At 42.2% G+C, this 26,795-nt stretch carries 30 protein-coding genes and 2 pseudogenes; 24 read left to right on the top strand and 8 right to left on the bottom strand.

Annotated features, from left to right (window positions below; all coding sequences use genetic code 11):
- Nucleotides 1-88 precede the first annotated feature (88 nt).
- Complete coding sequence (locus CO692_RS03810) at nucleotides 89-952, bottom strand: SDR family oxidoreductase (RefSeq protein WP_096741590.1); 864 nt, start codon at nucleotides 950-952, stop codon at nucleotides 89-91.
- A gap of 10 nt (nucleotides 953-962) precedes the next feature.
- Entirely contained in the window at nucleotides 963-1,664 is a 702-nt protein-coding gene (gene deoC, locus CO692_RS03805; protein WP_005234205.1) for a deoxyribose-phosphate aldolase, read from the bottom strand.
- Between the two features lie 163 nt (nucleotides 1,665-1,827).
- On the opposite strand from deoC, the gene CO692_RS03800 reads away from it, so the two are divergent.
- The 8 genes from CO692_RS03800 (at nucleotide 1,828) to CO692_RS03765 (ending at nucleotide 7,145) form a co-directional block, all read left to right on the top strand.
- A complete protein-coding gene (locus CO692_RS03800; RefSeq protein ID WP_005234206.1) occupies nucleotides 1,828-2,241 on the top strand; it encodes a PTS sugar transporter subunit IIA in 414 nt (137 codons plus the stop codon).
- Nucleotides 2,242-2,259: 18 nt separating this feature from the next.
- Nucleotides 2,260-2,754, top strand: coding sequence for a PTS system mannose/fructose/N-acetylgalactosamine-transporter subunit IIB (locus CO692_RS03795; RefSeq protein ID WP_096741589.1), 495 nt, complete (start codon nucleotides 2,260-2,262; stop codon nucleotides 2,752-2,754).
- Nucleotides 2,755-2,766: 12 nt separating this feature from the next.
- Nucleotides 2,767-3,597 carry a PTS mannose/fructose/sorbose/N-acetylgalactosamine transporter subunit IIC gene (locus tag CO692_RS03790; RefSeq protein WP_096741588.1) on the top strand — a complete coding sequence of 277 codons (831 nt, stop codon included), beginning with the start codon at nucleotides 2,767-2,769 and terminating at the stop codon, nucleotides 3,595-3,597.
- 12 nt (nucleotides 3,598-3,609) lie between these two features.
- A complete protein-coding gene (locus CO692_RS03785) occupies nucleotides 3,610-4,419 on the top strand; it encodes a PTS system mannose/fructose/sorbose family transporter subunit IID (protein WP_005234209.1) in 810 nt (269 codons plus the stop codon).
- A 36-nt stretch (nucleotides 4,420-4,455) separates the two neighbouring features.
- A complete protein-coding gene (locus CO692_RS03780) occupies nucleotides 4,456-5,355 on the top strand; it encodes a class I mannose-6-phosphate isomerase (RefSeq protein WP_096741587.1) in 900 nt (299 codons plus the stop codon).
- A gap of 42 nt (nucleotides 5,356-5,397) precedes the next feature.
- A complete protein-coding gene (locus tag CO692_RS03775) occupies nucleotides 5,398-6,108 on the top strand; it encodes a GntR family transcriptional regulator (RefSeq protein WP_096741586.1) in 711 nt (236 codons plus the stop codon).
- 158 nt (nucleotides 6,109-6,266) lie between these two features.
- A complete protein-coding gene (locus tag CO692_RS18120; RefSeq protein ID WP_096741585.1) occupies nucleotides 6,267-6,353 on the top strand; it encodes a LacI family DNA-binding transcriptional regulator in 87 nt (28 codons plus the stop codon).
- Nucleotides 6,354-6,377: 24 nt separating this feature from the next.
- Nucleotides 6,378-7,145 carry a histidinol-phosphatase gene (locus tag CO692_RS03765; RefSeq protein WP_096741584.1) on the top strand — a complete coding sequence of 256 codons (768 nt, stop codon included), beginning with the start codon at nucleotides 6,378-6,380 and terminating at the stop codon, nucleotides 7,143-7,145.
- Between the two features lie 68 nt (nucleotides 7,146-7,213).
- Here CO692_RS03765 and add read toward each other — a convergent pair whose 3' ends face one another.
- The 4 genes from add to CO692_RS03745 form a co-directional block, all read right to left on the bottom strand.
- A complete protein-coding gene (gene add, locus CO692_RS03760; RefSeq protein WP_096741583.1) occupies nucleotides 7,214-8,230 on the bottom strand; it encodes an adenosine deaminase in 1,017 nt (338 codons plus the stop codon).
- A gap of 152 nt (nucleotides 8,231-8,382) precedes the next feature.
- Entirely contained in the window at nucleotides 8,383-9,489 is a 1,107-nt protein-coding gene (gene ald / locus CO692_RS03755; protein WP_086291876.1) for an alanine dehydrogenase, read from the bottom strand.
- 147 nt (nucleotides 9,490-9,636) lie between these two features.
- Nucleotides 9,637-10,359 (bottom strand): C39 family peptidase, encoded by a 723-nt coding sequence (locus CO692_RS03750; protein ID WP_096741582.1) that lies wholly within the window; start codon nucleotides 10,357-10,359, stop codon nucleotides 9,637-9,639.
- A 100-nt stretch (nucleotides 10,360-10,459) separates the two neighbouring features.
- Nucleotides 10,460-12,391 (bottom strand): ABC-F family ATP-binding cassette domain-containing protein, encoded by a 1,932-nt coding sequence (locus CO692_RS03745; RefSeq protein ID WP_096741581.1) that lies wholly within the window; start codon nucleotides 12,389-12,391, stop codon nucleotides 10,460-10,462.
- A gap of 217 nt (nucleotides 12,392-12,608) precedes the next feature.
- Between CO692_RS03745 and CO692_RS03740 the strand changes: the two genes are divergently transcribed.
- Complete coding sequence (locus tag CO692_RS03740; RefSeq protein ID WP_005228549.1) at nucleotides 12,609-13,283, top strand: redox-sensing transcriptional repressor Rex; 675 nt, start codon at nucleotides 12,609-12,611, stop codon at nucleotides 13,281-13,283.
- 92 nt (nucleotides 13,284-13,375) lie between these two features.
- Here CO692_RS03740 and CO692_RS03735 read toward each other — a convergent pair whose 3' ends face one another.
- Nucleotides 13,376-13,738: a thioredoxin family protein gene (locus CO692_RS03735; RefSeq protein WP_096741580.1), complete on the bottom strand. Its 363-nt coding sequence runs from the start codon at nucleotides 13,736-13,738 to the stop codon at nucleotides 13,376-13,378.
- Nucleotides 13,739-13,958: 220 nt separating this feature from the next.
- Between CO692_RS03735 and CO692_RS03725 the strand changes: the two genes are divergently transcribed.
- The 5 genes from CO692_RS03725 (at nucleotide 13,959) to CO692_RS03705 (ending at nucleotide 16,923) form a co-directional block, all read left to right on the top strand.
- Entirely contained in the window at nucleotides 13,959-14,906 is a 948-nt protein-coding gene (locus CO692_RS03725; RefSeq protein ID WP_096741579.1) for a permease, read from the top strand.
- 3 nt (nucleotides 14,907-14,909) lie between these two features.
- Nucleotides 14,910-15,740, top strand: coding sequence for a TIGR03943 family putative permease subunit (locus tag CO692_RS03720; RefSeq protein WP_005228555.1), 831 nt, complete (start codon nucleotides 14,910-14,912; stop codon nucleotides 15,738-15,740).
- A 145-nt stretch (nucleotides 15,741-15,885) separates the two neighbouring features.
- On the top strand, nucleotides 15,886-16,152 hold the full coding sequence (locus CO692_RS03715) for an IreB family regulatory phosphoprotein (protein ID WP_005228556.1): 267 nt from the start codon (nucleotides 15,886-15,888) through the stop codon (nucleotides 16,150-16,152).
- On the top strand, nucleotides 16,152-16,583 hold the full coding sequence (ruvX, locus tag CO692_RS03710; protein WP_005234242.1) for a Holliday junction resolvase RuvX: 432 nt from the start codon (nucleotides 16,152-16,154) through the stop codon (nucleotides 16,581-16,583). The genes CO692_RS03715 and ruvX overlap by 1 nt, the downstream gene beginning before the upstream one ends.
- 22 nt (nucleotides 16,584-16,605) lie before the next feature.
- Nucleotides 16,606-16,923, top strand: coding sequence for a DUF1292 domain-containing protein (locus CO692_RS03705; protein WP_005228559.1), 318 nt, complete (start codon nucleotides 16,606-16,608; stop codon nucleotides 16,921-16,923).
- A gap of 83 nt (nucleotides 16,924-17,006) precedes the next feature.
- On the opposite strand, the pseudogene CO692_RS18080 reads toward CO692_RS03705, so the two are convergent.
- Nucleotides 17,007-17,192 (bottom strand): annotated as a pseudogene (locus CO692_RS18080) (site-specific integrase); the annotation flags it as partial.
- Nucleotides 17,193-17,621: 429 nt separating this feature from the next.
- On the opposite strand from CO692_RS18080, the gene CO692_RS17845 reads away from it, so the two are divergent.
- The 10 genes and pseudogenes from CO692_RS17845 to CO692_RS03650 all read left to right on the top strand — a co-directional run bounded on the left by CO692_RS17845 (nucleotide 17,622) and on the right by CO692_RS03650 (nucleotide 26,791).
- A complete protein-coding gene (locus CO692_RS17845; protein WP_264291238.1) occupies nucleotides 17,622-17,864 on the top strand; it encodes a transposase in 243 nt (80 codons plus the stop codon).
- A gap of 911 nt (nucleotides 17,865-18,775) precedes the next feature.
- Nucleotides 18,776-19,579: a MerR family transcriptional regulator gene (locus CO692_RS03690; RefSeq protein ID WP_096741578.1), complete on the top strand. Its 804-nt coding sequence runs from the start codon at nucleotides 18,776-18,778 to the stop codon at nucleotides 19,577-19,579.
- Between the two features lie 95 nt (nucleotides 19,580-19,674).
- Complete coding sequence (locus tag CO692_RS03685; protein WP_192940718.1) at nucleotides 19,675-20,373, top strand: ABC transporter ATP-binding protein; 699 nt, start codon at nucleotides 19,675-19,677, stop codon at nucleotides 20,371-20,373.
- Nucleotides 20,374-20,376: 3 nt separating this feature from the next.
- The gene (locus CO692_RS03680) at nucleotides 20,377-21,102 is read left to right on the top strand and encodes an ABC transporter permease (RefSeq protein WP_096741576.1); all 726 of its coding nucleotides are present in this window, start codon (nucleotides 20,377-20,379) and stop codon (nucleotides 21,100-21,102) included.
- Nucleotides 21,103-21,228: 126 nt separating this feature from the next.
- Nucleotides 21,229-21,441: pseudogene (locus tag CO692_RS03675) on the top strand (NUDIX hydrolase); the annotation flags it as partial.
- Between the two features lie 144 nt (nucleotides 21,442-21,585).
- A complete protein-coding gene (locus tag CO692_RS03670) occupies nucleotides 21,586-22,689 on the top strand; it encodes an alpha-hydroxy-acid oxidizing protein (protein ID WP_010749842.1) in 1,104 nt (367 codons plus the stop codon).
- 177 nt (nucleotides 22,690-22,866) lie between these two features.
- Complete coding sequence (locus CO692_RS03665) at nucleotides 22,867-23,493, top strand: glycosyltransferase family 32 protein (protein WP_010749841.1); 627 nt, start codon at nucleotides 22,867-22,869, stop codon at nucleotides 23,491-23,493.
- 113 nt (nucleotides 23,494-23,606) lie between these two features.
- On the top strand, nucleotides 23,607-24,116 hold the full coding sequence (locus CO692_RS03660; protein ID WP_015510214.1) for a GNAT family N-acetyltransferase: 510 nt from the start codon (nucleotides 23,607-23,609) through the stop codon (nucleotides 24,114-24,116).
- A gap of 122 nt (nucleotides 24,117-24,238) precedes the next feature.
- Nucleotides 24,239-25,081, top strand: coding sequence for a DUF368 domain-containing protein (locus CO692_RS03655; protein WP_096741575.1), 843 nt, complete (start codon nucleotides 24,239-24,241; stop codon nucleotides 25,079-25,081).
- Between the two features lie 258 nt (nucleotides 25,082-25,339).
- A complete protein-coding gene (locus tag CO692_RS03650; RefSeq protein ID WP_096741574.1) occupies nucleotides 25,340-26,791 on the top strand; it encodes an amidase in 1,452 nt (483 codons plus the stop codon).
- Nucleotides 26,792-26,795 lie beyond the last annotated feature (4 nt).

Raw genomic sequence — 26,795 nt, 5'->3', positions numbered from 1 at the left:
GCTTTTTTAGTATGGTTTTCATTTCATTGACAATCAATCGTACCGAATAATTCGTAGCTTTTTTGGCTAGGACTTTTGGAGATCATTTTTATTGCCAGCCAAAATCTTTCAGACATTCGATCACATCATTTTGAGAAGAAGATAGTGACAGACCATGGCTTTTTATTTTTTCAGTGGCTAAACGAAGATCACGAGGCGCCTGTGCGTAACGCTCCTCATCTGGCAAAACATACTTTCTACATAATTTTTCATCAAAGCCAAGCTCTTTGGCAATAAATGTCGCGAACGCATAGGTAGACAGTGAGTTCGTACTAGAAAAATGATAAGTGCCAGTTGGTAGTTGAAGGATTTTTTCAAGCTGATCAGCAAATTTTTTGGCGTAAGTGAGTCCTCTTACCTCATGTACTGGAAAAGAGGTTGGCTGCTGATACAAGAAGGCATTTATCACCTGCTTGAGAATATTCGGGCTGGCAGAGACTTCGGGATAAGAAAGACCCATCATCCAAGAAAGGCGTAAAATCAAATAATCGCAATCAAAGGTTCTTAGGAAGGTTTCGACAGCTAGTTTTTGTTGCCCATAGATCGATGCGCTTTTGGGCGAATCCGATTCTGAATAGGGACCGACTGCGTTATCGTTGAAGACTTGTTCAGTACTTAAAAAAATGAAGCGAGCATTCTTTTTTTTACAAATCTTTGCTAATTCAATTGCACTGTCCGTGTTCACTTTTTTTGTTTCAAAGGGATGTGCTTCACAGTCGGCCGTTTGGGTACGTGCAGCGGTATGGATGAGTATGTCAAACGTTTGCTTTTCAAAAAACTTATTGACGGCAGCTAAATCTTCATAATCGACATCCTTACGAGTGATAGGAAGAAATGTGAAGGTTTCGTGATTCTGTTTCTGAATCAAAGAGGCTATATAGCCGTTGGCTCCGGTAATCGCGATCGTAGTCATATACTCCTCCTTAAATAGTTATATACCCATCCAATGCGTCCGCTTTTAGTGTTTCGATGATTGAGATACCAGAACTTGTCCCAATGCGACTTGCTCCGAGTTGGATCATTTTTAAGAATGTTTCTGCATCACGGATACCACCTGCAGCTTTGATCGCTACATCCTCTCCTACATATTGTTTCATGAGTGTTATATCCTCGAAAGTCGCCCCAGATGGTGCAAATCCAGTGGAGGTTTTAATAAAATCTGGTCTGATTTCTTTGGCGATCTGACAAAGTGCAATCTTTTCTTCCTGAGTTAAATAAGCATTCTCAAAAATAACTTTGGAAATAACTTGTTTTTCGCGGCACAAAGAAACGATGGTTTGCATTTCTTCTTTAAGATAATCCCAATTTTGGGCTTTTACTTCAGTGATATTGATAACATAGTCGATTTCTGTCGCACCATTTTCTATTGCATCTTTTGTTTCAAAGGCTTTTGCTGCAATTGATGTTTGTCCTAACGGAAATCCTATTGCTGCACCAATCCCAATATCCGTTTCTTTCAAGTGGGTATAGCATCGGTTAGATTGAACTTGGTTGATGGCAACCATTTTAAAGTGATACTCTTTTGCTTCCTCGCACAAAATCTTTAAGTCTTCTTCGGTTGCAAATGGTTTTAAGTTTGTATGATCAATGAAACGAGCCAATTGATCAATCGAAAATTTTTTCATGGTTTCCCCTCCTAATATGTAATTACAAATAAGATGATACTTCACAATGACTTTTTTGTCAAATAGTTAAATATATTAATTTTACCATATTGACAACGCTTACCTGATGGGTTTAGTATAAGGGTAACAATTTAATTTGTAATTACATATCGGAGGGGAAACAATGAAAGTGATCGTAGCATCTCATGGAAACTTTGGAACAGGGTTATTACAGAGCTATCAAATGATTGCTGGGGAGAATGATCAGTTGATAACGATTCAGTTGACAGATGCAGGTGTAGAGGCGTTCAAAGAACAGTTCTATCAAGTAATGGAGCAATTAAAGGGAGAGGAGGTTTTGATTCTTACAGATATCAAAGGAGGAACGCCTTTCAATGTTTCTTATAATTACTTATTAGAGCAAAAGAAACCAATCAAATTAGTTGCTGGTATGAATCTACCCATGCTCTTGGAAGTTGGTTTAGCAGTGGGAAGTCGATCGTTCGATGCTTTGTTTGATTTAGCGATTGCTGCAGGTAAAGATGGGGTGACTTTTATCGAGGACGATAATGAATTTGAGGATGAGAATATATTTTAAAGATAGGGGAGATTGAAGATGACAATAACTTTAGCACGTGTGGATGATCGAGTGATTCATGGGCAGACAACAACGAGATGGACAAAGTCACGACCGGTACAAGGAATTCTTGTTGTTGGCGATGATATCGCTCAAGATGAATTACGTAAAAAAGTCTTGAAGGCAGCTGCTGGTAATTTAAAACTAGGTATTTATACGACTGAGCAAGCAATAGAAAGTATCCCAAAAGGGAAACAATCGGAGAAAAATTTTTTCTTGATCAGTAATTCTCCACAAACATTTGCAGAACTTGTAAAACTGGGGGTTGATTTTGGAAAACAACTAAATGTTGGGCCTATGAATACAAGAGAAGGTGCAAAAGTATTAGGTAGAACCGTAGCTATTGATCAAAAGGATTATGAGGCATTCGAGTATATCACATCAAAAGGAATCGAAGTTTTGTTTCAACTATTGCCAGATGACGATAGTAAAAGCTGGGAAACAATGAAGAAAAAATATGATTCTCTAGGATAAGGAGGAGACAAAATGAATGGGAGTTTATTATTGCCAGCATTTTTAACGGGGATATTCTGCTATTTAGGTGCGATTGAAAGTCCCTGGCTTTTTGGGATGAGTGGAGGGTTCTATGTTGTTGGTCGACCGCTTATCGCAGGGTTTCTAACAGGGATCGCATTTGGGGATATTCAGGCGGGTGTTCTATGTGGATTAGCGGTTCAGGCAGTTTTCATTGCCAATCTTTCGACAGGGGGCGCGACAAATAGTGAAATTACCTATGCTGCTTATGGTGGCATCGGACTTGCATTAGCGACGACTAAAGATCCAGCAGTTGCAGTTACCTTAGCAATTTTAATTGGCCAAACATTTGGATTGATTTTTTATAATACACGAATGGCTTTGTATTCATTCTGGAATACGCGTGCTCAGACTGCGGCTGAAACGATCGATGAGCGAGGGATCGTCATGAACCATATCGTTTATCCACAGATCACAACCTTTTTGTTGAGAGCTGTCCCCATTTTTGCGGCGATTTTCTTTGGCCGAGGATTGGTTGATTGGTTGTTAAACAATGTCCCAGATGTCGTTACGGATATTATTTCTGTTTTAGGAGGCGTGCTACCTGCCTTGGGGATCGCAATGTTGATGGGAATCGTCATTAAAGAAAAAGCACATTTAGTGTTCTTTTTTGCAGGTTTTGTTTTGATGGCATTTGCCAACCTGAATATGATCGCACTTGTTTTCTTAGCGGCGATGGTTGCTTATATCGTTTATTTGAGTACAGGGAAGTCCACAATGACTCAAACGGCTTCAGAGGTTCAAGGAACAAATGTAGCTTATGAAGATGATGATTTGTTTTAGGAGGGGTTAATTATGGAGAATACATTAAGTAAAAAAGAATTGCGTAGCATATGGCGTCGTTGGGGATTCACTCATTTGTCGTCCATGAGTTATGAAAAATTGCAAGCACACGCATGGGCATATTCTTATATTCCATTTGCTGAAAAATATTACAAAAATGATCCTGAGGCAAAACGACGCTTGTTTTTGCGGCATTCAATGTTTTACAATACAGAACCCCAAACGGGACAACTGATCAATGGAATCGTGGCTTCATTGGAAGAAAAAATTGCTTTAGGTGCAGATGTACCAGAAGAAATGCCAATCAATATCAAAACTACATTGATGGGGCCACTCGCAGGAATCGGCGATTCAATCATTCAGGGAATTATTGTTCCAATCCTCTTGTCCATTGCAATGGGATTAGCTGCAGGTGGGAATCCATTAGGTCCACTCTTTTATTTAGTGAGCTATGGCATTATTGGACCATTGATTTCGTATATTTGTTTCATGAATGGTTATCGATTAGGTGTAAATGCGATTGATGTCATTGTTGGGGAAAATGCGAAACGAATCACTGATGCATTCAATATACTTGGGGTGATGGTAGTTGGCGGCTTAGCTGCATCCAATATTGCATTGACGACTGCCCTTGAAATCCCAATGGGTGAGGAGGTTCAGGCACTACAAACCGTATTAGATGGGATTTTCCCTAAGATTCTCCCCTTAGCAATGGTTTTACTTGCTTGGTATCTCTTGACCTCAAAACAAATGACTGCAACAAAAGTGATTTTAGTGTTGACGGTTATTTCTGCAGTAGGCGTTATCATCGGTGTGTTTTAGCAGGCGTTTGCCCAAGCAGATTAAGGAGGAATCGTTGTGTATATTTTAGTCCCTGAATTACGAGAGCGAATATGGGGAACACCTCGTTTGAAGCACTATATTTCCAGCGCAAGTGCCAAAGTTGGCTCGATCTATTCTCTGAGCGGAATTCCAGAGATTGATTGCAAAGTGAGAGATCAGGAGGTGACTTTGAACCAACTGATCCAAGAAAACCCAGCGAAGTTTGGCTTGCCGCTAGGAGCAGTTTATCCTCTGATCATTTCATTTACGGCTTGTGATGAAGACCTGAGTATTCAAGTACATCCGACAGACCAAGTAGCAAGAGAAAAGGAAGGGATGCCTTATGGGAAAAGTGAAGCATGGTATTTTCTAGAAGCTCCGGAGAAAAAGTGGATCTATGCTGAACAACGGATTGCCGATAAAAAAAGTTTAGTACAAGCGATCGCTCAGGGAAGCTATTCTCGTCTATTAAAGGAATATCCCGTGTCCCGAGAAGATTTGATCTATATTCCCTCAGGCACGATCCACGCTCTGACCAAAGGAGCATTGGTCTATGAAATCCAGCAAGCAACCGACATTACGTATCGGTTTTATGATTACGACCGAACCGATGAATTTGGCAAAAAAAGACAATTACATGTAAAACGTGCAGTAGAAACGCTACAACCGATGCAAAAAGTCACCAAGACAACTTTTAAACTTGGAGAAGAAGTTCAACTAAGAGAATTCACGATCAAGCACTTAGTTGTCGAACAGACACTCAAGAATTCAGCTGATGTAGCGAGTGTCGTAACGATAGTAAATGGTGAGTTAAAAATAGCGGGATCAGTGTGTCAGTCGGGACAAAGTATTTTACTGTTGCCTCATGAGTGCATCTCAATAATTGGAAAAGCTGAAGCCATTATAGCGACTCCTCATATTTATTGGTCATCCTAACCTATGTTATAATGAAAGCAAGAATTAGAGGAGTAGGTGCCAATGAACATTCCGCTGCATAAGAAAATACGACAAGATATTTTGAATAAGATCGAGACAAATGAATATAGCGAAAATCAACTCATTCCTACTGAATTAGAACTAGCTGAAATCTATGGTGTCAGTCGTCCTACGATTCGTCAAGCCATTCAAGCGCTAGTCAATGAGGGCTATTTAGAAAAAAGAAAAAGACGAGGAACCATCGTACGTAAGCCCAAAATACAACAAGAATTTACCCATGTCATTGAAAGCTATGACTCTGAAATGTCACGCAAAGGATTAATGCCTGAAACACACGTCTTAAAATTTGGTGTGGTTCGTGCGACTGAGGAAGTTTCCGAAAATCTTGCCTTAGCACCAGGCGCTAAAGTATATAAGCTGACCCGTCTACGTTTTGCTGAAAAAAAACCGATAGTTTTGGTTACAAGTTATATCCCGTTTCATCTATTTCCAGAGTTGATTCATGCCGATTTTTCACAGGAGAAACTTTATCGTAAATTTGAGGAGATGGGGTATCCGGTAAAAACAGTATCGCGAAAGCTAGAAGTGATCAAAGCTGACGAGACAGCGAGTGATTTACTGGATATCGATTTAGATGAACCGTTGTTTTATTTCCATACCCAAGGGTTTTCTTATGATCGTTTACCAATCGAATACTCCATTTCGAAATATCGTGGAGATCTTAACTCCTTTATTTTTGAACTGTCTGAGTAATCATGAGTAGTGAGGACTATTTATTAAATAGCAAAAAGCAGTTGAAGCATCCGTAATCAGGAAACTTAAACTGCTTTTTTGTTTTATTGACCAAATATCTGCGAAAATAGAGGGATAGTTTGTTATTATAGAAGAAAGCGCTTTAATCGAATGGGGGGATGGGAAATATGCAAGATGTGGCAAAGCTTGCCAATGGGTCTGTGAACACCGTTTTACGAGTAATTAATAAAAAAATACATGAGTGAAGAAACACAAAGGAGTGAATAACCATGTGGAAAGCAAACTATCATACCCACACAACTCGATGCAAACATGCACGGGATTCTGATGAAGACTATGTGATCAAAGCCATCCAAGCTGGCTTTAAGGAAATTGGCTTCGCTGATCATTGCCCTTGGCCCTTTGAGGATGGGTATGTCTCGCCCATGCGGATGGATGTTGCGCAATTGGAAGATTACGTTTCATCGGTGAAAAGCTTACAGGAAAAGTACCAAGGACAAATCGATGTGAAATTAGGATTAGAGTGTGAATATTTTGAAACAATGATCCCTTGGCTAGTTGTAGAGAAAGAAAGGCTGTCGATCGACTATTTGATTTTTGGCAATCACTTTCCTGAAATCGAAAGCAATCACTATTACGACCATACACCCGGGGATTCGGTAAAAGCGATCAAAGATTATCTCCGTGTTTCTTTACAGGGAATTGAATCAGAAATTTTTGCTTATATGGCACACCCAGATGTGTTCATGCGGGGCTATAAAACCTTCGATTCTCATTGTGAAGAAGTTGCCTACCGCTTATGTGAAAAAGCCAAAGAGTATCAGCTGCCGTTGGAGTATAATTTGGCAGGCTATACGAACGGTGGCTATCCGCATCCTGAATTTTGGAAGATCGCCAAGGAAGTCGACTGCTCTTGTATTATTGGGATCGATGCCCACGAGAGTGCTGCTTTAACGAATACAGAAATTTACGAAAGAGCTCTTTTAGAAATCGATGCCTTGGGGTTAACACGGATCGATCGGCTCTTCTTTGCGTGAAGGAAAGAGAGTTGATCGTTTTGGAAATAAACATGGACGCCAGTGGGGATCACTAGCGTCCATGTTTATTAGAATTGCCATTCTTGGATTTTTTTCAAGAGTACCGCTTTGTCGGAAGCTTCCGCAAAGGAATGCTGAGCGGCGGTTTCGTTTAAGAAGCGCATCTCTGATTCGGTCATGTCGCAATGATGAGCCATTTGCAGGTATTCATTGGTCAATGTCGTGTTGGAGACCGTTCGGTTATCGGTGTTCAAACAAAAAGGGACCTTGGCTTCCAGCCATTCTCTTAATGGGTATGCCGAGTATGTGGGAATCGCACGCGTATGAACATTGCTGGTAGGACAGCCTTCGATACAGCGCATATGTTCTCGAACAAATGCTTGAGCAGTATGATCTCCTTTTAAGGCGATGCCGTGGCCAATCCGCTGCGCACCGCTTTCGATGGCTTGATAAATGTTTTGCACACAGCCGCATTCGCCTGCATGTAAGGTCAGCTGGACACTTTGGTTCTTGAGGAACACTTGATAGCTGGCAGCTAAATCAGGGACGTACCCATCTTCTTCTGGACCTGCCAGATCAATGCCGACTACTTTTTCATCGGTAAGAGCGATCGCTTCATCAAAAATCGCCGTAATAGCTGGTAGGTCTTCTTGACGCATCCCAATGACCAAAACATTGCCTTTGATTGGATAGCGTTCTTCTGCTCGTGCGATGCCTTCGATCACGGCTTGGATGGTCTGGCTGCAAGTAAGTCCTTTGTCCATCGATAAGCTGGGAGCAAAGCGGATCTCAATATAAGCGACCCCATCTTGAGCAGCTTGTTCCATCACATCATAGGCGGCGGCAGCTAACGCTTCTTGTGTTTGCAGATACGGCCGAACGAAATCAAAACAGCTAAGGTAATCCCTCAGGTCATGACAATCCTTGGGGGCTTGCATCTGTGCTTTCACAGCTTCTATGTCTTGCTCGATCGGTAGTTCTTGCTGATTGGCGATGGCGATCAATGTTTCTGGACGAATGGAACCGTCGAGGTGGCAGTGAAGTTCTACTTTAGGAAATGCTTGGATTTGTTGTTGAGTAAGCACAGTGTTCCTCCTGTCTAGGTCGAATTTTTTTTAAGTATGAATATAGCATACTTCCAAAGCCCATGCTACCCAAAAAAGGAAATTCTCATAGAAAGCAAAACAGCAGCCGCGAATTACTTGTGCGGCTGCTGGTTTTATTGTGGGAGAGTGGCTCAAATCAATTCCGATAGATCGGTAAAAGGCAATGACAGATCGTGAGCGGCTTCTTTTGAAGTAAATGCGCCCTCATAGGCGATGACCCCTTTGGCAAGTGCCTGATTTTCTCGCAACGCTGCTAAAGGATCGTTCGCTAGCTGCTGGGCATACGGTAATGTGGCAATGCTCAATGCGATGGTTGCCGTTTGCGGCACAGCACCTGGCATATTCGCCACTGCATAGTGAATAACTTCTTCCCGGATATAGGTTGGCTCGTCGTGGGTGGTGACTTTGTCTTCGGTCTCGAAAATTCCGCCTTGGTCAATGGCAATATCGACGATCACGGATTTTTCAGGCATCTGTTTCACCATTTCGCGGGTCACTAAGCACGGGGCTTTTTGTCCTGGTAATAAGACGGCTCCTACCACCAAGTCTGCGGATTGGATCGTTCGTTCGATATTCAAGCGATTGGAATACAAGGTTTGGACTTGACCAGAAAACTGTCGATCTAGCTCTTGTAAGCGTGGGATCGAAACGTCTAAAATCGTCACTTGTGCGCCTAGACCTACGGCGACTCTCGCGGCATTCTCACCGGCAACGCCACCACCAATGATTGTTACCCGACCTTGACGGACGCCGGGAACACCTGAAAGCAGTATCCCTTTTCCACCATATATTTTTTCGAGAAATTGCGCGCCAATTTGAACAGACATTCTTCCAGCGATCTCACTCATGGGTGATAGCAGAGGCAGGGTGCCGTTCGCCAGCTGGACGTTCTCATAAGCAACAGCGATCACTTTGCTGTCGATCAACGCTTGAGCAAGCTGTTGATTGGCGGCTACGTGGAAATAGGTGAATAAAACCAGTCCCTCATGCAAAAAGGGGTATTCTTCTGGTAAAGGTTCTTTGACTTTCATAACCAATTCAGAGGCCCAAACCTCTTCAACGGTAGCAATCGTAGCGCCGACTTCCTGATACGCTTGATCAGAAAAGGTTGATCCTGCACCAGCGCCTTGTTCAACGAAGACTTCGTGTCCGTCTTGGACTAACTCATAGACTCCGGAGGGCGGCAATGCCACACGATTTTCATTGTTCTTGATTTCTTTGGGGATACCGATTTTCATAGACTTCACACCTTTCTTTCTTCCATTATAATAGAAAGCGGATTCCCAAAGGGAGAAAAAAGGGTTTTTTTATTAAAAAAATAAGATCCAGTTGCTGCCTACGCCACGACAAAGAAAAAGCCCCGAAAGGGGACTTTTTTCGATCAATCAGCTGAATGTCCAAAAGCGTAAGCTTTGATTAGCGATTTCATCTAGTGTGTAATAGATAGCGTAATGGGATTTTTCTGGATCATCATTGGGATCTAAGACAAACACTTGATCGTCCATCATTCCACCTAAGACCATAATATGGCCGCCATCTGTAAATTCCCCTGGAGTCACAGAAACGATGACGGGATGATTTTGTTGCAAGTAAGCTTCAACGCTGGCTAGATCTGTGCCAAGATCATAATAGTTGTAGCCGTTTGCATCGGCAAAGTCAGAAAAAATCCGCCAGTCCGTTCCTTGGCCGTCAACGTAATAATGATCTCCTGCCCAGTCGAGGACTTCTAGTGGCGAAATGGGATAGCCTTCAAGATAGGATTGAACCATCGCAAGAGAAGCAATCGCACAGCCATTTTCTGCTAAGGTTTGGCTGCCATCATTGCCATAGGATCTATCAGCCCATTCTTCGTTCGTCTGCAGGAAAATCGGTGTTGTGATGTCCATTTCCCCTAAGTAAGCATTGATATCTTCACTTAAAATAGCTTGGGAGTAAACATATTCGTCATCGTAGCTATCATCATAGGCAACGGCGGTAGACACGTGTTCGGACAACTCTCCGTACAACACGTGATGAGAGATTCGATTGAACCCTATCCCAATCAACACCAATCCTGCCAAAACAATCATTGACCGACGCTTTCGATAAACATCTGTCTGTTTTTGCATTTTTCCCTCCTTGTTTTACGAATTGTACGTATTCATCCTGTTCTTTTAAGTAAAACAAAGGAGGGGGCGATTGTCATCGGCCTACAGACCGATGACACGATCAACTTTCAAATGCCTCTAGTTCTAAGCTAGTATTTTCCCATGCTTCTAATAGGGCTTCTTGTTCAGTGCGGGCTTGTTCTAACGCTTGATTCAACGCGGTCAATTTTACATGATCATTCAACGCTTCTGGTGCGGTCATGTCTTGTTCCAGTTGCTGGATCGTTTCTTCTATCGTGGCAAGCTCTTCTTCGATTTGGGCGACTTTTCGCTGTAAGGTTCTAACGGCTTTTTGCTGTTCTTTGCTTTGGACAAAGGTTTGTTTGCCCGCTGAAATGGTGGTTTCGGTTGTTTTTGCTTCCAGCATCGCTGCGATCTCAGCTTCTTCTTGTTTCTTTTCTAAATAATAATCGTAATCGCCTAGATAGAGCTTGCTGCCGTTTTCAGACAGTTCCACGACCTTTGTGGCGATTCGATTGATAAAGTAGCGGTCATGAGATACGAAGAACAACGTGCCTTCATAATCGATCAGGGCATTTTCTAAGACTTCTTTGCTGTCGATGTCTAAATGGTTGGTTGGCTCATCCAAAATCAAGAAATTGTCATGGTCCATGGCTAATTTTGCCAAAGCGACACGGGCTTTTTCGCCACCGCTTAACAGCGTGATCGGCTTTTCAACATCTTCTCCCGAAAATAAGAAGCTGCCTAATATATTGCGAATCTCGACTTCAGGTGTGGTACTGTGGTCATCCCAAAGCTCATGGAGGATCGTTTTGGTTGAGTGCAGATCGGATTGAGTTTGGTCATAGTACCCGATTGAGACATTGGCGCCAAAATGCACCTTTCCTTGAATAAAGGGGATTTTATGAATCAGTGATTTCAGTAAGGTTGATTTGCCGATCCCATTCGGTCCTACTAAAGCGATCGCATCTTTGCGCCGAACATCTAAGTCGATGGGCGCCGATAAGACTTCTTCTTCAGAATAACCGATAGCGGCATTTTCTACTTGCATTACAACATTTCCTGAAGGTTTTTCAATGGAAAAAAGGAAGTGGGCGGACTTTTCATCTCCTTGCGGGCGATCCAACCGGTCCATTTTCTCCAATTGCTTACGGCGACTTTGCGCGCGTTTGGTGGTAGAGGCACGGACAAGATTGCGGGCAACAAAGTCTTCCAGTTTATTGATTTCTTCTTGCTGCTTTTCAAAGGCTTTCCATTCGCTTTGCAGCTGTTCGGCTTTCAGGGTCAAATAGCGGCTGTAATTGCCTTTGTAGTGGCGCATTTTTTGGCGACTCAGTTCGTAGACTTCGTTGACGACTTTGTCTAGGAAGTAACGGTCATGGGAAACAATCAGCAACGCACCGGCATATCCTTGTAGATAGTTTTCCAGCCAAGATAACGTTTCGATGTCTAAATGGTTGGTCGGCTCATCCAGGATCAAGATATCAGGTTTTTGCAGCAGCATTTTTGCTAATGCCAAACGGGTTTTTTGACCACCGGAAAGGGTATCGATCGGCTGTGTGTAAAAAGAAGGATCAAACTGAAAGCCGTGCAAGACGGAGCGAATTTCATTTTCATAGCCATAGCCGTTTTTTTCTGCAAATTCATGCTGCAACTGGTCGTATTCTTTCAGGAGATTGCCAGAGTCAGCAGCAGGATCTGCTTCGGAGATAGCGATCTCTAAGGTACGCATGCGCTGCTCCATCTGCCGAACCGTTGCAAAAGCTCCTAGCATTTCTTCCCAAACGGTGGCCTGACTATCAAGTCCGGTATCTTGAGCTAAGTAGCCCATCGTAGCAGTTTTGTTTTTAGCGATCGTTCCTTTATCAGGACTTTCGAGTCCAGCAATAATTTTCAGTAGCGTTGATTTACCAGCACCGTTGCGCCCAACAAGCGCGATTCGGGAATTGCTGGCAATCTCTAATTGGATATTTTCAAATAAAACCTCGGCTCCGAAAAGACGGGCGATTTGGTTGGCTTGTAATAAAATCATGTGTATGTCATTCCTATCTTTAAGAAACTTGTCTGTATCAAGGTTGCAATACTACAAGTCTATCATATTTTAGGGGAAACGGCGATTGGGAAAAAGTTTGATTTTACCATTATAAAATTTATATTTCAAATTATGAGCATTCAAATTGATTTTTGAACAATGTATTTGTTATGATAGCTTCATCACAAGTGAATTTTTCACAATGGGGGAGTATTCTTTGAAAGATCATCAAATTCCAAAGGCAACAGCGAAGCGATTGCCTTTATATTATCGTTACTTGCGTATTTTGCACCAAGCAGGCAAATTAAAAGTTTCTTCGACCGAACTAAGTGAAGCTGTTCAAGTTGATAGTGCGACGATCCGCCGCGACTTTTCCTACTTTGGTGAATTAGGAAAACGCGGCTACGGCTATGATGTTGAAAGCTTGATGCAGTTCTTTGCGAAGACATTGAACGAAGACCACATGACGAATGTAGCTTTAGTCGGTGTCGGAAACTTGGGGAGCGCCTTGTTGAAATACAAATTTCACCAAAGCAACAGCATTCGGATCAGTGCCGCATTTGATGTCAACGAAGATCTAGTTGGTCGAATCGTAGATGGTGTGCCGGTCTATCCAATGGATGACATGAAGGAACAAGTGAAGATCCAACAGATCGATGTGGCTATTTTGACGGTTCCCGCACAACATTCACAAGATTTAGTGAACGAGCTTGTGAAAGCTGGCATTAAAGGAATCTTGAACTTTACACCTGCGCGAATCACTGCACCAAAAGGCGTGCTGATTCAAAACGTTGACTTAACCAATGAATTGCAAACATTGATTTATTTCTTGCATTCAGGCAACGTCTTGTCACATGAAGAACCAGTAGAAGAACCATCACTAAGCGAATAATCGCATCACATAAATAGGAACCAACAAAACAGCTGCCAGATCGTAGTATACACAACGATCTGACAGCTTTTTTTGACTTTTATTCACTGAACTTACTCGTCTAACTGGTCAAAAAGTGATTCGTAGGAATCTTGCTCTTCAACGCTTGTGAGCGCTTTTTGATACCGCAAGATTTGTTGAGTCAAACGTGTGAAATCGATGATTCGGGCTTCACGATGCACTTCTTTCCCATTCGCGAACAAGAGGACGACGGGAACCGTCAAGACCGAAAATAAACTGGCTGCTTCTGGCTCTGCCAGCGTGTTGATGGTAAATAGGGGGAGTTGCTGGGTTTGTGCCAGTGTTTGGATGCGTGGTTTGTCTGCAACACAAATACTGCAATTCGGTTGAGAGAGATAGAGTAGTGCCAACGGATGTTGGTCGAGCTGCTCTTGGATCGGTTGATTTTTTTGCATAAGTCATTCCTCCATGGAAAATGTACGCTGTTCTTGAGGAAAAGTCAAAATATCTGCTAGCAGCTGATCGCTTAGATGAGTAAGAAGGATTCAAAGATAAGGGAAATCTAAAGCAACGATTAAAAAAATTGGCTGCTTTAAAAAAAACGTTGTATAAAAAAAGGAAAAAACGTATAGTAATTCCAGCGTTTCGAATTTATTGATAAAGAAGGTTAAAGTTATGTTTCAGGCATTACCGAATTCTGTCCTGCAAATGAGTGTTATTTTTTTATCTATCGTCATTGAAGCCTTGCCCTTTGTCCTATTGGGCTGCTTGATCTCAGGTGCCTTACAAGTCTTCTTGACGCCAGAAAGAGTCACGAGACTCTTACCAAAAAACAAATTGGCATCGATCACAGTTGGTTGTGGTCTGGGGGTCTTTTTTCCTTCCTGCGAATGTGGGATCGTACCGATCGTTAATCAGTTCGTAAAAAAAGAGGTTCCAGTGTATACGGCGTTTGCCTTTATGCTGACTGCACCGATCATCAATCCTATCGTGATTTTTTCTACATTCATTGCCTTTGGAAATTCCGCGAAGTTCGCCTTTTTGCGTGTACTGGGCAGCTTATTGGTCGCAATGGTCGTGGGGATCTGGCTGGCGTATTTTAACAAACAAGAGGTCTTAAAAACACGGCTTGCCAATCAATTAAGTGGCGGGAATGAGCAGGCAGCTCACCGACACCATCATGGGCATGATCACGCCCACCATCAAACGGAAAAGACCAGTCATCCGCTCCTTCGGCAGATTCGTCATTTGCTGCAGCATAGCTTGGATGAGTTTTTCGATACTGGGCGTTATTTGATCATTGGTGCGTTGATCGCCTCAGCGATGCAGACCTATCTGCCAACTGGCTTGATGCTGACATTAGGCTCCACGAAGCTGTTAGCGGTCTTCGTCATGCTGCTGTTGGCACTAACGTTATCCCTATGTTCCGAAGCAGATGCCTTTATCGGCTCTTCGTTGTTGAGTTTATTCGGCGCGGGACCAGTCGTCGGTTTCCTGGTTTTTGGTCCAATGGTAGATATTAAAAACCTGTTGATGATGAAGCGGTACTTTTCGGGGCGTTTTATCGCTTCTTTAGTTGGTTTAGTCGCAATCGTCGTTTCAATTTATGCATGGGTGGTGTAAACAATGGTTCGTTTTTTGATCTTATCAGGCTATTTTGAATTGATGATGTATTTGCAAGTGACGGGCAAACTCAATCAGTTTATCAACATTCATTATCGCTATCTCGCTATTTTATCCATGATCATTTCTTTATTATTGGCTTTGGTCCAGCTGTATTTTTGGGTCAAACAAGAGCCCGAGCATCATCATGACGATGAGCACCAGCATGGATTAGAGAAAAAACATCAACGAGTGATTGCGTATTTTCTATTAGCCTTACCGATCATCGTGGGTCTCTTTTTCCCCACCGTTAGCTTGGATACGACGATCGTTGAAGCAAAAGGGTTTAATTTCCCCCTAAGTGAAGAATCTGTGGGGGATCCAGAAATGACGACCCAATATCTGAAACCCGATACAAGTCTTTATTTTAACAAAGAAGATTATGACACTCAGATGGATGCCGCATTGGCACGTTACGCCAAAGATGAGACGATTGCGGTAACGGAAGAGAATTACTTGGAAGTCATGGAGTTGATCTATACGTATCCGAGTGAATTCATTGGTAAGAAAATCACCTATGATGGATTTGTGTATCATGCAGATCAAGATGATGCCAACGAAATCTTTTTGTTTCGTTTTGGGATTATCCATTGTGTGGCTGATTCAGGCGTTTTTGGCTTGCGAGTGGAATTACCTCAACAAACAACGGCAGAAAATAACCAGTGGCTCCACGTGGAAGGGACGATCCAATCGAAGTACTATCAACCCTTCAAACGGGACTTGCCGATGGTGGTAGCAGACCAAGAGAAGACGATTGAAGCACCAGAAAACCAGTATGTCTATCGCGCTTTCTAGCTTTTTTTAAGAAAGTTCATAAAAACATCATAAACCTTTGTTATAATGGAGAAAATCTAAGCATATGTTTGTAGTTTTATCAAACGTTTAGTACAATATAGAAGGAACATATGCTAAAATCTATACAAAAGAGAGGTGTCGTGAAATGGGTTTTACAGATGAAACAGTTCGCTTTGATTTTGATGATAGCCGTAAAAAAGAAGTCAGCGAAACATTAGCTATCGTCTACCGAGCATTAGAGGAAAAAGGATACAATCCGATCAATCAAATCGTCGGTTATCTCCTTTCTGGCGACCCGGCTTACATTCCTCGTTATCGGGATGCCCGGAATTTGATTCGTCGTCACGAACGGGATGAGATCATGGAAGTTCTGATCCGTTATTATTTAGGCAATCACGGGATCAACCTATAATGAGAATCATGGGATTGGATGTTGGTTCGCGGACAGTCGGCGTGGCGGTCAGTGACCCAATGGGCTGGACAGCACAAGGGATTGAGATTATTCGCATCAATGAAGATGAAGGCAATTTCGGTTATGATCGACTTGCTGAATTGGTGAAAGAATATGAAGTCTCACGTTTTGTGGTAGGACTACCTAAAAATATGAATAATACGATCGGACCTAGAGCGGAAGCTTCTATGGCTTACGGCGCAGCGATCGAACAGCAATTCGGTTTGCCGGTCGTTTACCAAGACGAACGTCTGACGACCGTTCAAGCAGAACGAATGCTGGTAGAACAGGCGAATACCTCGCGTGCCAAACGAAAAAAAGTGATTGATAAATTAGCAGCAGTCATGATTTTGCAGAATTATTTAGATGGTGCTGGGAAACAGCTGTTTTAATTTACAGAAAAGAGGAAAATAAATGTCAGAACATACACACGATCATAACCACGATCACGATCATGAAGGACATGAACACATTACTTTAATCGATGATCAAGGAAATGAAACATTATACGAAATTCTATTAACGGTTGACGGTACGGAAGAATTCGGCCGCAACTACGTCTTGCTTTATCCAGCAGGCGTACCAGAAGAAGAAGATGTTGAATTACAAGCGTACGCTTATATTGAAAACGAAGACGGTTCTGAAGGTGAATTAGAACAGATCGAAACAGAAGCAGAATGGGATATGATTGAAGAAGTCTTCAACACATTCATGGCGGAAGAAGAAGAGTAGTTAAAACGAGTGGGAGAAACCTTTATTTGATAGGGTTTCTCCTTTTTACTTATTTTACTGAATGCCAAATGGAATGCTAGTAGTTAGGAATTTTGATGTTTAACTAATTTTTCAACTATTTGTTCGTTGGTTTCTTTTGCCAAGTGTCCTTACACATCCATGGTTTGAGAGATTTTAGTATGACGTAAGCGGTCTTGGACTTCTTTCATGGTTGCTCCGCTGTCTAATAATCAAGAAGCATGAGTATGTCTTGTAACGTGTACACCTAAGTGAAAACCTTGATTACTAAAGTAAAAAACTTGATTTTCATACAGTGCTAAAAATTCTTTTCTACGCTGTTTACGAGGAGCTACCTAGCAAACGAGAGATAGAGCGAGCCTTCAAGGACCAGCGCTTGTGCAAGGAAGTCGGTATTGACTCTGTGTGTGACAGCTCGTTGTCTGGTCGGACAGCTGAAATCAATCAAGAAGTTTTGATGGAACTTTTTACAAACTTAGTTCAAAAACTAGCAGCCTGCAAATGATTTATTCCACAACGATCTCTCTAAATAAAATGTGGTTTCCTTGGGCGAAGTTTTGAAAGACAAAAGCTGGCATCAACTTGCACTTAAACCTCTGTTATCTGGAGAAAGATAACCAGTATCTGAAAAAAGTTTCACCATTACCAATGCTAGTGAATATGACCGTAACCACTTCGAAGTGTTCGTAGACAAAACAGAGGCAGCTTATGTGGTAGATCGTGGCTATTTTGATTATCAATTGCTGGAAAAAATGAACCACGACGGGTATTTCTTTGGTACCAGAATCAAGAAAAATACTAAAGTAACCGTATTAGATCACATTGAGATCACAAATCATGAAAGCTCTAACGGTCGGATCATCAGTAACCAGCAGGTCATTCTTGGCGGAGGTGTCAATCACATCATTAACGTTTTCGCTTAACAGTCCTCACAAAATGATGAAAACGTTTGCTGATCGTCACGAATCGATTTGACGTAACGCCAAATGAGGTTGCGCGACATGTACCAAGCGCGTTAGCATATCGAGCCATTCTTTAAATACTTGAAGCAGAATCTGTCCATCAAAAAGCTGTATTTTCAAAGCGAAAAAGGTGCGATAAACCAAGTAGTCCTTACATTGATCGCTACTTTACTCACCTACTTGATGTTTGAACCAGCAGAAAATTGGTTGGCTAGACATCTTCTAAATGATTGGTTCGACAAAAAAGTTGATGTCGCTTTCGTTTTCATTTTAATAAAATAGACTATTTCTGGAATAGCAGCCGTCTGTTGCGTAAGCATTCAACTTTTCCTCGATTTTTTAGCAAGATATATTTCCTGAATTTTCTGATAGTATCTTTGCAACATCAGTGGTAGAAAATAGATTGAAACTATTTAAGGTTAGGAATCCTTCGTCTTTCTGATGAATTTTAGAGGTTATTCCCTTAGTATGAAGACACTCTGTCTCGATAAGGCTCAAACTTTGTTATATTCTTTCCTCATCAAATTGAACTGCTTTTTTATGTTGATAGCTTTGACACTGAGCTAGACCGTGATTCGACTTATCAAAGGGAGAATATTTTGCAAAGAACGTAGAAAATCTCCAGAAAAATAACTTGGGGAAAAACCAAGAAGAAAAATAGCGAGCAAGTCATATCTTGAAGAGGTTGATTGAGAATTTGTTGGGGTGCTTAGTAAGATGGTAAAGGGGATTGAAAGGACTGGATAGTTCATGCCATTTGCTATTCAGAAATTTAGTAAAGCAACACAATTTTAGCGTGTTTTTGATTCTTAATATATAACGTGGTAACAGACGTTACGATAAAGATAAATATTTTGAAATGAGTGATACGAATGAAGAACTCTAAAGCCATTCCCGATGGATATATGACAGTAGGTCAGATGGCAAAGAAAGTGAACGTGACAGTAAGGACTTTGCAATACTATGATAAAGTAGGTGTCTTGAAGCCTTCAGCTGAGAGTGATGGTGGGAGACGACTGTATACCGCTAAAGATATGATCCGGTTTAATCAAATTTCGGCGCTGAAATATTTAGGATTTTCTCTGGTTGAAATCAAGGATAAATTACCAAAGATTGATACATCAAAGGAAGTATATGAACTGCTAACCCATCAAGAAAATGAACTTAAAGAACAGCTAAAGCAAATGGCTGACATACTCGAATCAATTGAGAAATTAAAAAATGAAGTAATGCTAATAGAGGAAGTAGATTGGGGAAAATATGCTAGTATAACTGGAAGCATTGCATTAAATAATAGCTCATTTTGGTTATTTAAACATATGGATAATGACACCTATGAAATGTTACACGACAACTTATTTGATGCTAAAGATTTAAAGGGCATTGCCCATAAGCAGAATGAATTAATGGAAAGAGCTAGGGAGCTACAAAAGCAAGGTTATGCACCTACTAGTCCAGAGGGACAAAGATTTGCCAAAGACTTATGGCGTCAGGTCATGTATGTAACGAAAGGTGATCCTAAACTTTTAAGTAAAATGATGGAGTTTGGTCAAAATGTTGATGAAAAGGAGTGGAAAGAATATTATGCCTTCGACAAAGATTTTATGGGGATTGCCATTGAGTCTTATTTGAAAAGTAACGGTGTTTTTGATGAATTGGTTGAACAATCAGACTGAAATGTCAAAAAATTTTTTCTCGCCTTGCTTGTGACGTTACGTCGTCATATACAATATTCTTACGGTGATAACAAAAGCCGAGAAGGAGTGAGATGATGAGTACAGTTGTGATGAAAAACGTAAGTAAATCTTTTGGCGATAATCAAGTGTTAAAAGATGTCAGTTTACAAGCAAATTCCGGTGAAATATTTGGCATGTTAGGTCCATCTGGCGCAGGTAAAACAACGATTATTAACATTTTAACAAGGCAACTTGAAGCTGACTCAGGAGAAGTCTATGTGAATGTTGGAAGTAAAGAAATCGGATTAATGTTAGCTGAAGATGGACTTTTCCCTAGATTAACGTGTTTAGATAACTTAATCATATTTGAAGATATTTACAAAATCAAACGAAGTCATACGCTAGAAATATTAGAGCAAGTCGGTTTAACTAAAGCTATGAAAACACCAGCCGCTAAACTATCAGACGGAATGAGGAAGCGATTAGTTTTAGCTAGGGCAGTGATCCATCAACCGAAAATTTTAATTCTAGATGAACCAACTAGTTCCCTTGATCCGATGACAGCGAGAGGAATCCACCGTTTGATTAACAAACTTCGAGATAATGGTTCGACGATCTTTTTAACGACTCACAACATGGAAGAAGCAACAAACCTTTGCAATCAGGTAGTCATGTTACATCAAGGCAAAATTATTGAACGAGGAAGTCCAAAAGAAATTTGCACAAAGTACAATTCGGTCAAAACAGTAATGGATTTGGAGTCTGTGTTTATTCAATTGACTAGGAGGGATTAGAAAATGAATCATATTAAGGCGATTTTTAAAAAGCAAGTAAAAGATACTCTGAAAAATCCAACTACTTTGCTTCAATTTATTATATTTCCAGGTGTTGCTTGGGCGATGAACCTTGTTCTAAAAAGAACTGATATGCCACCAGAAATGATTGCAGAAATGCCGAATATGGTGCTTATGATGGCTTCCATCTTTGCTGGTATGGGATTAATTCCCGTGGTCACAGGAATGATAGCTGAAGACCGTGAACGAAAAAGCTTAAGATTTCTGACCATGGCAGGGATTAAATCAAGTTCCTATCTGCTAGGAATAGGGTTGGTCGTATTTATCATAAGTGGGGTCACCTCTCTGGCCTTCGCATTCCTAACAGATTTTACTGGTACAGACTTTTGGATTTTTCTAGCCTCCATGTTATCTGCTGTTGTTGGTTCAATTCTACTCGGTGCACTTTTCGGCATCATTTCAAATAATCCTCAGGCAGGAAGTGCACTTGCTGTACCTGTCGCATTGATTTTAGGTTTCGGTCCGATGATGGCTCAATTTAACTCAACCGTTGCCAGATTTTTAAAATTTTTTTATACACAACAACTGAACACGATAACTGATGTTTTATTAGGATATGATGGTGTGTCAGCCGATCTCCTCCAATCTTTTGGAATCATGTGGGCTAATGTCGCTGTATTAGCGGTGTTGTTTGCATTGATTTATAAAAGAAAAGGTGTACGAACTTAATAGCACTTCAAAGAGTCAGTCAAAAGCATATGCTCTCCTAAACCTCTAATTGTGATAATATGCACAAAAAAGTTTATCGCAACTTATATCTATATGGAAGCGACTTCATGAATTCATCCCGATTCTTTTACCCTAGAGCCGTTATTTATCTATGGGGTAGAAAAAGACGGGGAGACCGATTACGGCTTGGTGTTCGAAGCCCAGATCACAGACTTACAGGATGAATTGACCTCAGAGATCGAAGCAATCTATGTAATGGCAGAGCCGCCTGCCAGCTGGACATATCCAACGATTCAGCCGTTGGTATTGGCAGAATATGTTAAACGAGCAAAACAATAATTCAGCCAGCTCAATGGAGGGCTGTCTTGAGTGGGAAAGTAAAAGAAGCTTATTTGACAGGAGTGAGCGAATGAGTTGCGTGATCCTGCAATCAGGCGTAGGATGAAAATGTAAACGTTATCTTATTGGAGAGTAGGGAAAGGCATGGAAAAAATTTATCAAGCAAGTACCGCAGAAGGAGCAATCGATTTTATCAATATGCGCGATTTGGAGATCGCGGCAGAGGAAGTGATTCCTAAAGGTGGGTATGGCTATATCAGCAGTGGTGCGGGGGATATTTTTACCTATCAAGAAAATGAACGCGCCTTCAATCACAAATTGATCATTCCTCATGTCTTAAAGGACATTGAATTACCGGACACAACATTGTCCTTTGGCGGTGACACGTTGTCAGCGCCAATCATTATGGCGCCTGTGGCTGCCCACGGCTTAGCAAATGTTGCGGCAGAACAAGCGTCAGCCAAAGGTGTGTCACGTTTTGGCACGATCTATACGGCGAGTTCGTATGCCTCTTGTACGTTGGAAGAAATCCGAGCAGCTGGAGGTCAAGAAGCGCCGCAGTGGTTCCAGTTTTATATGAGCAAAGACGATGGCATCAATAAAGACATCTTGGCGATGGCAAAACGCAATGGCGCCAAAGCGATCGTTTTGACCGCAGATGCAACTGTTGGAGGCAATCGAGAAACGGATCGCCGCAATGGCTTCACCTTTCCGTTGGCAATGCCGATCGTTCAGGCTTATCAATCAGGGATCGGACAAACGATGGATGCGGTTTACGGCTCCTCAAAACAAAAATTAAGTCCTCAGGATGTCGCTTTTATCGCCAAAGAATCTGATTTGCCGGTTTATGTCAAAGGGGTGCAATCAGAAGAAGATGTGGAACGAGCATTAGGGGCAGGTGCACAAGGGATTTGGGTCTCAAATCACGGGGGACGCCAATTGGATGGTGGTCCAGCTTCCTTTGATTCCTTGCAGATCGTGGCTGAAGCAGTGGCAGGTCGGGCGCCGATCGTCTTTGATAGCGGGGTACGGCGAGGACAGCATGTCTTTAAAGCGATTGCTTGCGGAGCAGATCTAGTGGCGATCGGGCGCCCAGTGATCTATGGGTTGGCTCTAGGTGGTGCTACCGGTGTTCAACAAGTCTTTGATTTCTTCAAAAAAGAATTGGAGATGGTCATGCAGCTTGCGGGGACGCAAACGGTGGCAGATATCAAAAAAGCCGTTTTACGGGACAATCGCTATTTATAAGCAATCCCTCATAAAGGCGCTAGAATCGCTGATTCTGGTGCTTTTTTTAATGGATTTTTCTGATTATGCTGAGGAGCAGGAGCAACTGCTTTGGCTGAAAAAAGTGTATATGATTTTGAAACAATTGCAAAATCCGCTACACTTAAAAGAGACCAATAAACTAAAGGAGAGAGATTGATGATTCCAAAAATTATTCATTATTGCTGGTTTGGCGGCAATCCATTAGGTGAACAAGAAAAGAAATACATGGATACCTGGAAAAAATATTGTCCGGATTATGAGATCAAACGTTGGGATGAATCAACGATCGACCTTTCAAAATTCGGTCCTTATCTAAAAGAGGCCTATGACCAAGAAGAATGGGCATTTGTGTCAGATGTGGTTCGTTTGTATGCGTTAGTGACAGAAGGCGGTATTTATATGGATACCGATATCGAGGTGGTCAAACCTTTAGATGAGCTCTTGACACTGGAGGCATTTATGGGCTTTGAGATCGAAACCAAGATTTCTACTGGGATCATTGGAGCGGTGCCGCACCATCCCTTTATGGAAGAATGGTACCACGATTACGATGACCGAAAATTTGTCCGGGCAGAAAAAACGGAAGATGTCGTCACCAATGTGATCCGAGTGACGGAACTGCTGCAAAACCACGGATTAGAATTGAATAATCAACGACAAACCGTTAAGGGCGTAGAAATCTTCCCGCAAATGACGTTTTCACCAAAAAGCTATATCACTGGTGAGGTCGAGGAAGATCCGAGTACGATGGTGATCCATCAGTTTTCTGGTTCTTGGTTATAAAAGAGTAAGTCTCGAAAAGGATGGACAGCGGAAAAAGCTGTCCGTCCTTTTTGCTTTTGCAAGGGATGATGGAGATGTGATAGAATAGCTTGAAAAAATGAGGAGGCGTTTTGATGGCTATCAAACGATGTACTTTGGCAGATTTAGAAGAATTGGGAGAAATCAGCGTATCCACCTATTACGATACATTTGCTCCTTTCAATACGGAGGAAAATACTCGTATCTATCTAGAAGAAGCCTACAATCTGCCGAAACTGACCCGAGAGTTAGAAAATCCGCAGTCGGCGTTTTATTTTTTACAAGAAAATGATCAAACCGTAGGATATATCAAACTTAACTGGGGTGAGGCACAGACGGAAGCGATTGCCCCAGAGGGGTTGGAAATTGAACGAATCTATATTAAAAAAGAACATAAGCGCAGAGGCTATGGCAAAACACTGCTGCTGTTTGCCCAAGAGACCGCTAAAGAGCTGCAGAAAAAGTCGATCTGGTTAGGTGTTTGGGAATTTAACGACAATGCGTTGGCTTTTTATCATACGATGGGCTTTGAAAGAGTTGGCAGTCACTCCTTTTTTATGGGGGATGATGAGCAGACGGATTTCTTGATGCTGAAAGAACTTTGACATCTGCCTTTGTATGAGGAATTAGAAATTACTTTCCATTTTTTTGGCAATCAAGTATAGTTAAAGGGATTGATGAAAAAAGAACGATTGGTGAAAACCATCGCTAAGGAGAGCAATTGTAAATGGAAAAACAGAGAAACGAAAGTATTTTGTCACGTTTTCTTAAAGGCGTGGTGATTGCCTTGGGCTTTATCTTACCTGGTGTTTCAGGCGGCGTATTGGCAGCCATCTTAGGCATTTATGAGCGGATGCTGCGCTTTATGGCACATCTGACGAAGAATTTTAAAGAGAATTTCCTCTTTTTCCTGCCAGTAGGGATCGGGGGAATCGTAGGGATCGGGCTTTTATCAAAGCCATTAGAGTGGCTGCTGCAAAACTATCAAATCATCGTTTTGTGGGGCTTTGCGGGGGCAATTATTGGGACGTTACCAGCACTTGCTAAAGAATCGACCTTGAAAAGCAAACGGACAACCGGCGACCTGCTTTGGTTCTTCGGCAGTATGGTCATCGGCTTCTTGTTCCTCTATTTTATGGGCGATATCTTAGGAACGATCCCTGCCAATTTCATAGGTTTTGTAATCGCCGGCGGTCTGATCGCGTTAGGTGTTTTGGTTCCTGGCTTGAGTCCTTCAAACCTTTTGCTCGTTTTGGGACTTTATGATCCGATGTTGAAAGGCTTTAAGAGCTTTGACATCATGGGGGTCTTTCTACCGATCGCCATTGGCGGCTTGGCAGTGATGCTGCTGTTTTCGAAATTGATGGAGTGGCTATTGACCCATTATCATTCAAAAGTCTATCACTTCATTTTAGGGATCGTTATTGCCTCAACGATATTGATCGTGATTCCTCCGGTGGCAAACTATAGCGGCTTTACTTGGGTAACGGCTGTCATCGGAATTATTTTGTTTGTCTTGGGGGCTTGGTTAGGTCTTTGGATGAGCAAGCTGGAAGAAAAATACAAGTAAATCAAAACGGCACATCGTTTGGCAATGTGCCGTTTTTGTTAGGTAATGATGGGGACAGCTAAGAAGAAGCGTTGGTCGACAACTGGTAGTAAAAAGATGGGAACGTTTGATAACGATATGATACAGGTTTAAAAACTGTTCTATTTTTGTTGAAAGATTCCCTAGTGTTTGGTATATTGTAGTCTATATAAAGAAGAATTTCCCATGTGTTACAGTTTAGATAATTGTTTGAGGGTTTGAGAAAAAGGAGGGGCAAGCATGCAAGATGCGACCTATTGGGCGGAACAATTGCGGCAAGGAAAAATCAGTTTTGCAGAGCGGGTGGCGATGATCGAAGAAAAAGTCAATCAACAAAATCTGCTTTTGAATGCGCTTGTAACATTTGATCCGCAAGCAGCGATCCAGCATTACGAGCAGCATCTTCAAAAAACGGTTTTTGGGGGACAACCCATGCCGTTAAAAATACTCGGCCAAACCAAAGCAGGGTGGCCAGCAACGTCAGGAGCCAAACTGTTTGCTAAAGCACGAGCCAGCCGCACGGCTCATTTTGTCTCTCGTTTAGAAGAGGCAGGCTTTGTGCCGTTAGGGCAAACCAATGCACCAGAATTTGGATTTAAAAATATCACTGATCCAACATTGTATGGGCCTACACGTAATCCGTGGAATCCTGCCTATTCAGCTGGTGGTTCCAGTGGTGGTGCGGCAGCGGCAGTGGCTTCGGGGATGTTTCCGATTGCGGGTGCCAGTGATGGCGGCGGATCGATCCGCATTCCAGCATCCTTTAGCGGATTGATCGGTTTGAAGCCAACCCGTGGTACGATGCCAGTGGGTCCTAGTGAATGGCGCAGCTGGCAAGGCGCTTCCATCAACTTTGCGTTGACGCTTTCCATGCGTGATACGGAACAGTTGTTTTATGCGTTGCGGACGTCACAGCCGACAGCCCCTTATCAGGCACCGCAAGTAGAATGGCATCATCAGCAAGCGAGTCAAAAACCGCGGTTGAAGGTTGCTTTTACTACCGCATCGCCGACCGGTGGCCAAGTGTCTGAAACTGCCATCCAAGCAGTCCGAAGTGCAGCCGCATTTTTAGAAAAGCAGGGGCATGAAGTCGTTGAAGTGGGCTATCCAGTGGATGGTCAGCAAATGATGACCACTTATTACGCCATGAATGGCGGCGAAACAGCTGCGATGTTTGCTGAGATCAATGCTGCTCGTCAAGTACCGGTCAGACGGGAAGAGATGGAATTGATGACCTGGGCACTTTACCAATATGGCAAAAAACTGCCTGCCGCCGATTACGTTCTTGCCTTGCAGTGGTGGGATCAATTGGCAGAAAAAATGGAAGAAGTCTTTTCAACCTATGATCTCTTTTTGACCCCGACGACGGCTTATCCAGCCCCTTTGATTGAGGAAGACTTACAAAGCGATAGCATTCGCCAAAGACTGCATGAGATCGAATCGCTTGGAAAAAGTGCTGCGGGTGAGTTGATCGAAGAAATGTTTGCCAAGAGCTATGCTCTGACACCTTACACTCAATTAGCCAATTTAACGGGGCAGCCAGCCATCAGCTTGCCAACTGCTCTTAGCGAGGAAGGGTTGCCGCTAGGGGTCCAATTTATGGCGTCTAAAGGCAGAGAAGACCTACTTTTCCAAGTCGGCTATTTATTTGAAACACAGCAACGATTTCTGTTGCCAAAACAAGAAAACTAAGAGG

Source organism: Enterococcus sp. FDAARGOS_375 (assembly GCF_002393265.1).
Taxonomy (GTDB): Bacteria; Bacillota; Bacilli; order Lactobacillales; family Enterococcaceae; genus Enterococcus_D; species Enterococcus_D innesii.
Note: the sequence above shows the minus strand (reverse complement) of the source record. Positions and strands in the feature narration are given on the sequence as shown.

Coding starts and splice junctions, on each gene's coding strand:
- CO692_RS03810 (WP_096741590.1), bottom strand. CDS start 952: ATGACTACGATCGCGATTACCGGAGCCAACGGCTATATAGCCTCTTTG.
- deoC (WP_005234205.1), bottom strand. CDS start 1,664: ATGAAAAAATTTTCGATTGATCAATTGGCTCGTTTCATTGATCATACA.
- CO692_RS03800 (WP_005234206.1), top strand. CDS start 1,828: ATGAAAGTGATCGTAGCATCTCATGGAAACTTTGGAACAGGGTTATTA.
- CO692_RS03795 (WP_096741589.1), top strand. CDS start 2,260: ATGACAATAACTTTAGCACGTGTGGATGATCGAGTGATTCATGGGCAG.
- CO692_RS03790 (WP_096741588.1), top strand. CDS start 2,767: ATGAATGGGAGTTTATTATTGCCAGCATTTTTAACGGGGATATTCTGC.
- CO692_RS03785 (WP_005234209.1), top strand. CDS start 3,610: ATGGAGAATACATTAAGTAAAAAAGAATTGCGTAGCATATGGCGTCGT.
- CO692_RS03775 (WP_096741586.1), top strand. CDS start 5,398: ATGAACATTCCGCTGCATAAGAAAATACGACAAGATATTTTGAATAAG.
- CO692_RS18120 (WP_096741585.1), top strand. CDS start 6,267: ATGGGAAATATGCAAGATGTGGCAAAGCTTGCCAATGGGTCTGTGAAC.
- CO692_RS03765 (WP_096741584.1), top strand. CDS start 6,378: ATGTGGAAAGCAAACTATCATACCCACACAACTCGATGCAAACATGCA.
- ald (WP_086291876.1), bottom strand. CDS start 9,489: ATGAAAATCGGTATCCCCAAAGAAATCAAGAACAATGAAAATCGTGTG.
- CO692_RS03750 (WP_096741582.1), bottom strand. CDS start 10,359: ATGCAAAAACAGACAGATGTTTATCGAAAGCGTCGGTCAATGATTGTT.
- CO692_RS03745 (WP_096741581.1), bottom strand. CDS start 12,391: ATGATTTTATTACAAGCCAACCAAATCGCCCGTCTTTTCGGAGCCGAG.
- CO692_RS03735 (WP_096741580.1), bottom strand. CDS start 13,738: ATGCAAAAAAATCAACCGATCCAAGAGCAGCTCGACCAACATCCGTTG.
- CO692_RS03725 (WP_096741579.1), top strand. CDS start 13,959: ATGTTTCAGGCATTACCGAATTCTGTCCTGCAAATGAGTGTTATTTTT.
- CO692_RS03720 (WP_005228555.1), top strand. CDS start 14,910: ATGGTTCGTTTTTTGATCTTATCAGGCTATTTTGAATTGATGATGTAT.
- CO692_RS03715 (WP_005228556.1), top strand. CDS start 15,886: ATGGGTTTTACAGATGAAACAGTTCGCTTTGATTTTGATGATAGCCGT.
- ruvX (WP_005234242.1), top strand. CDS start 16,152: ATGAGAATCATGGGATTGGATGTTGGTTCGCGGACAGTCGGCGTGGCG.
- CO692_RS03705 (WP_005228559.1), top strand. CDS start 16,606: ATGTCAGAACATACACACGATCATAACCACGATCACGATCATGAAGGA.
- CO692_RS03690 (WP_096741578.1), top strand. CDS start 18,776: ATGAAGAACTCTAAAGCCATTCCCGATGGATATATGACAGTAGGTCAG.
- CO692_RS03685 (WP_192940718.1), top strand. CDS start 19,675: ATGAGTACAGTTGTGATGAAAAACGTAAGTAAATCTTTTGGCGATAAT.
- CO692_RS03680 (WP_096741576.1), top strand. CDS start 20,377: ATGAATCATATTAAGGCGATTTTTAAAAAGCAAGTAAAAGATACTCTG.
- CO692_RS03670 (WP_010749842.1), top strand. CDS start 21,586: ATGGAAAAAATTTATCAAGCAAGTACCGCAGAAGGAGCAATCGATTTT.
- CO692_RS03665 (WP_010749841.1), top strand. CDS start 22,867: ATGATTCCAAAAATTATTCATTATTGCTGGTTTGGCGGCAATCCATTA.
- CO692_RS03660 (WP_015510214.1), top strand. CDS start 23,607: ATGGCTATCAAACGATGTACTTTGGCAGATTTAGAAGAATTGGGAGAA.
- CO692_RS03655 (WP_096741575.1), top strand. CDS start 24,239: ATGGAAAAACAGAGAAACGAAAGTATTTTGTCACGTTTTCTTAAAGGC.
- CO692_RS03650 (WP_096741574.1), top strand. CDS start 25,340: ATGCAAGATGCGACCTATTGGGCGGAACAATTGCGGCAAGGAAAAATC.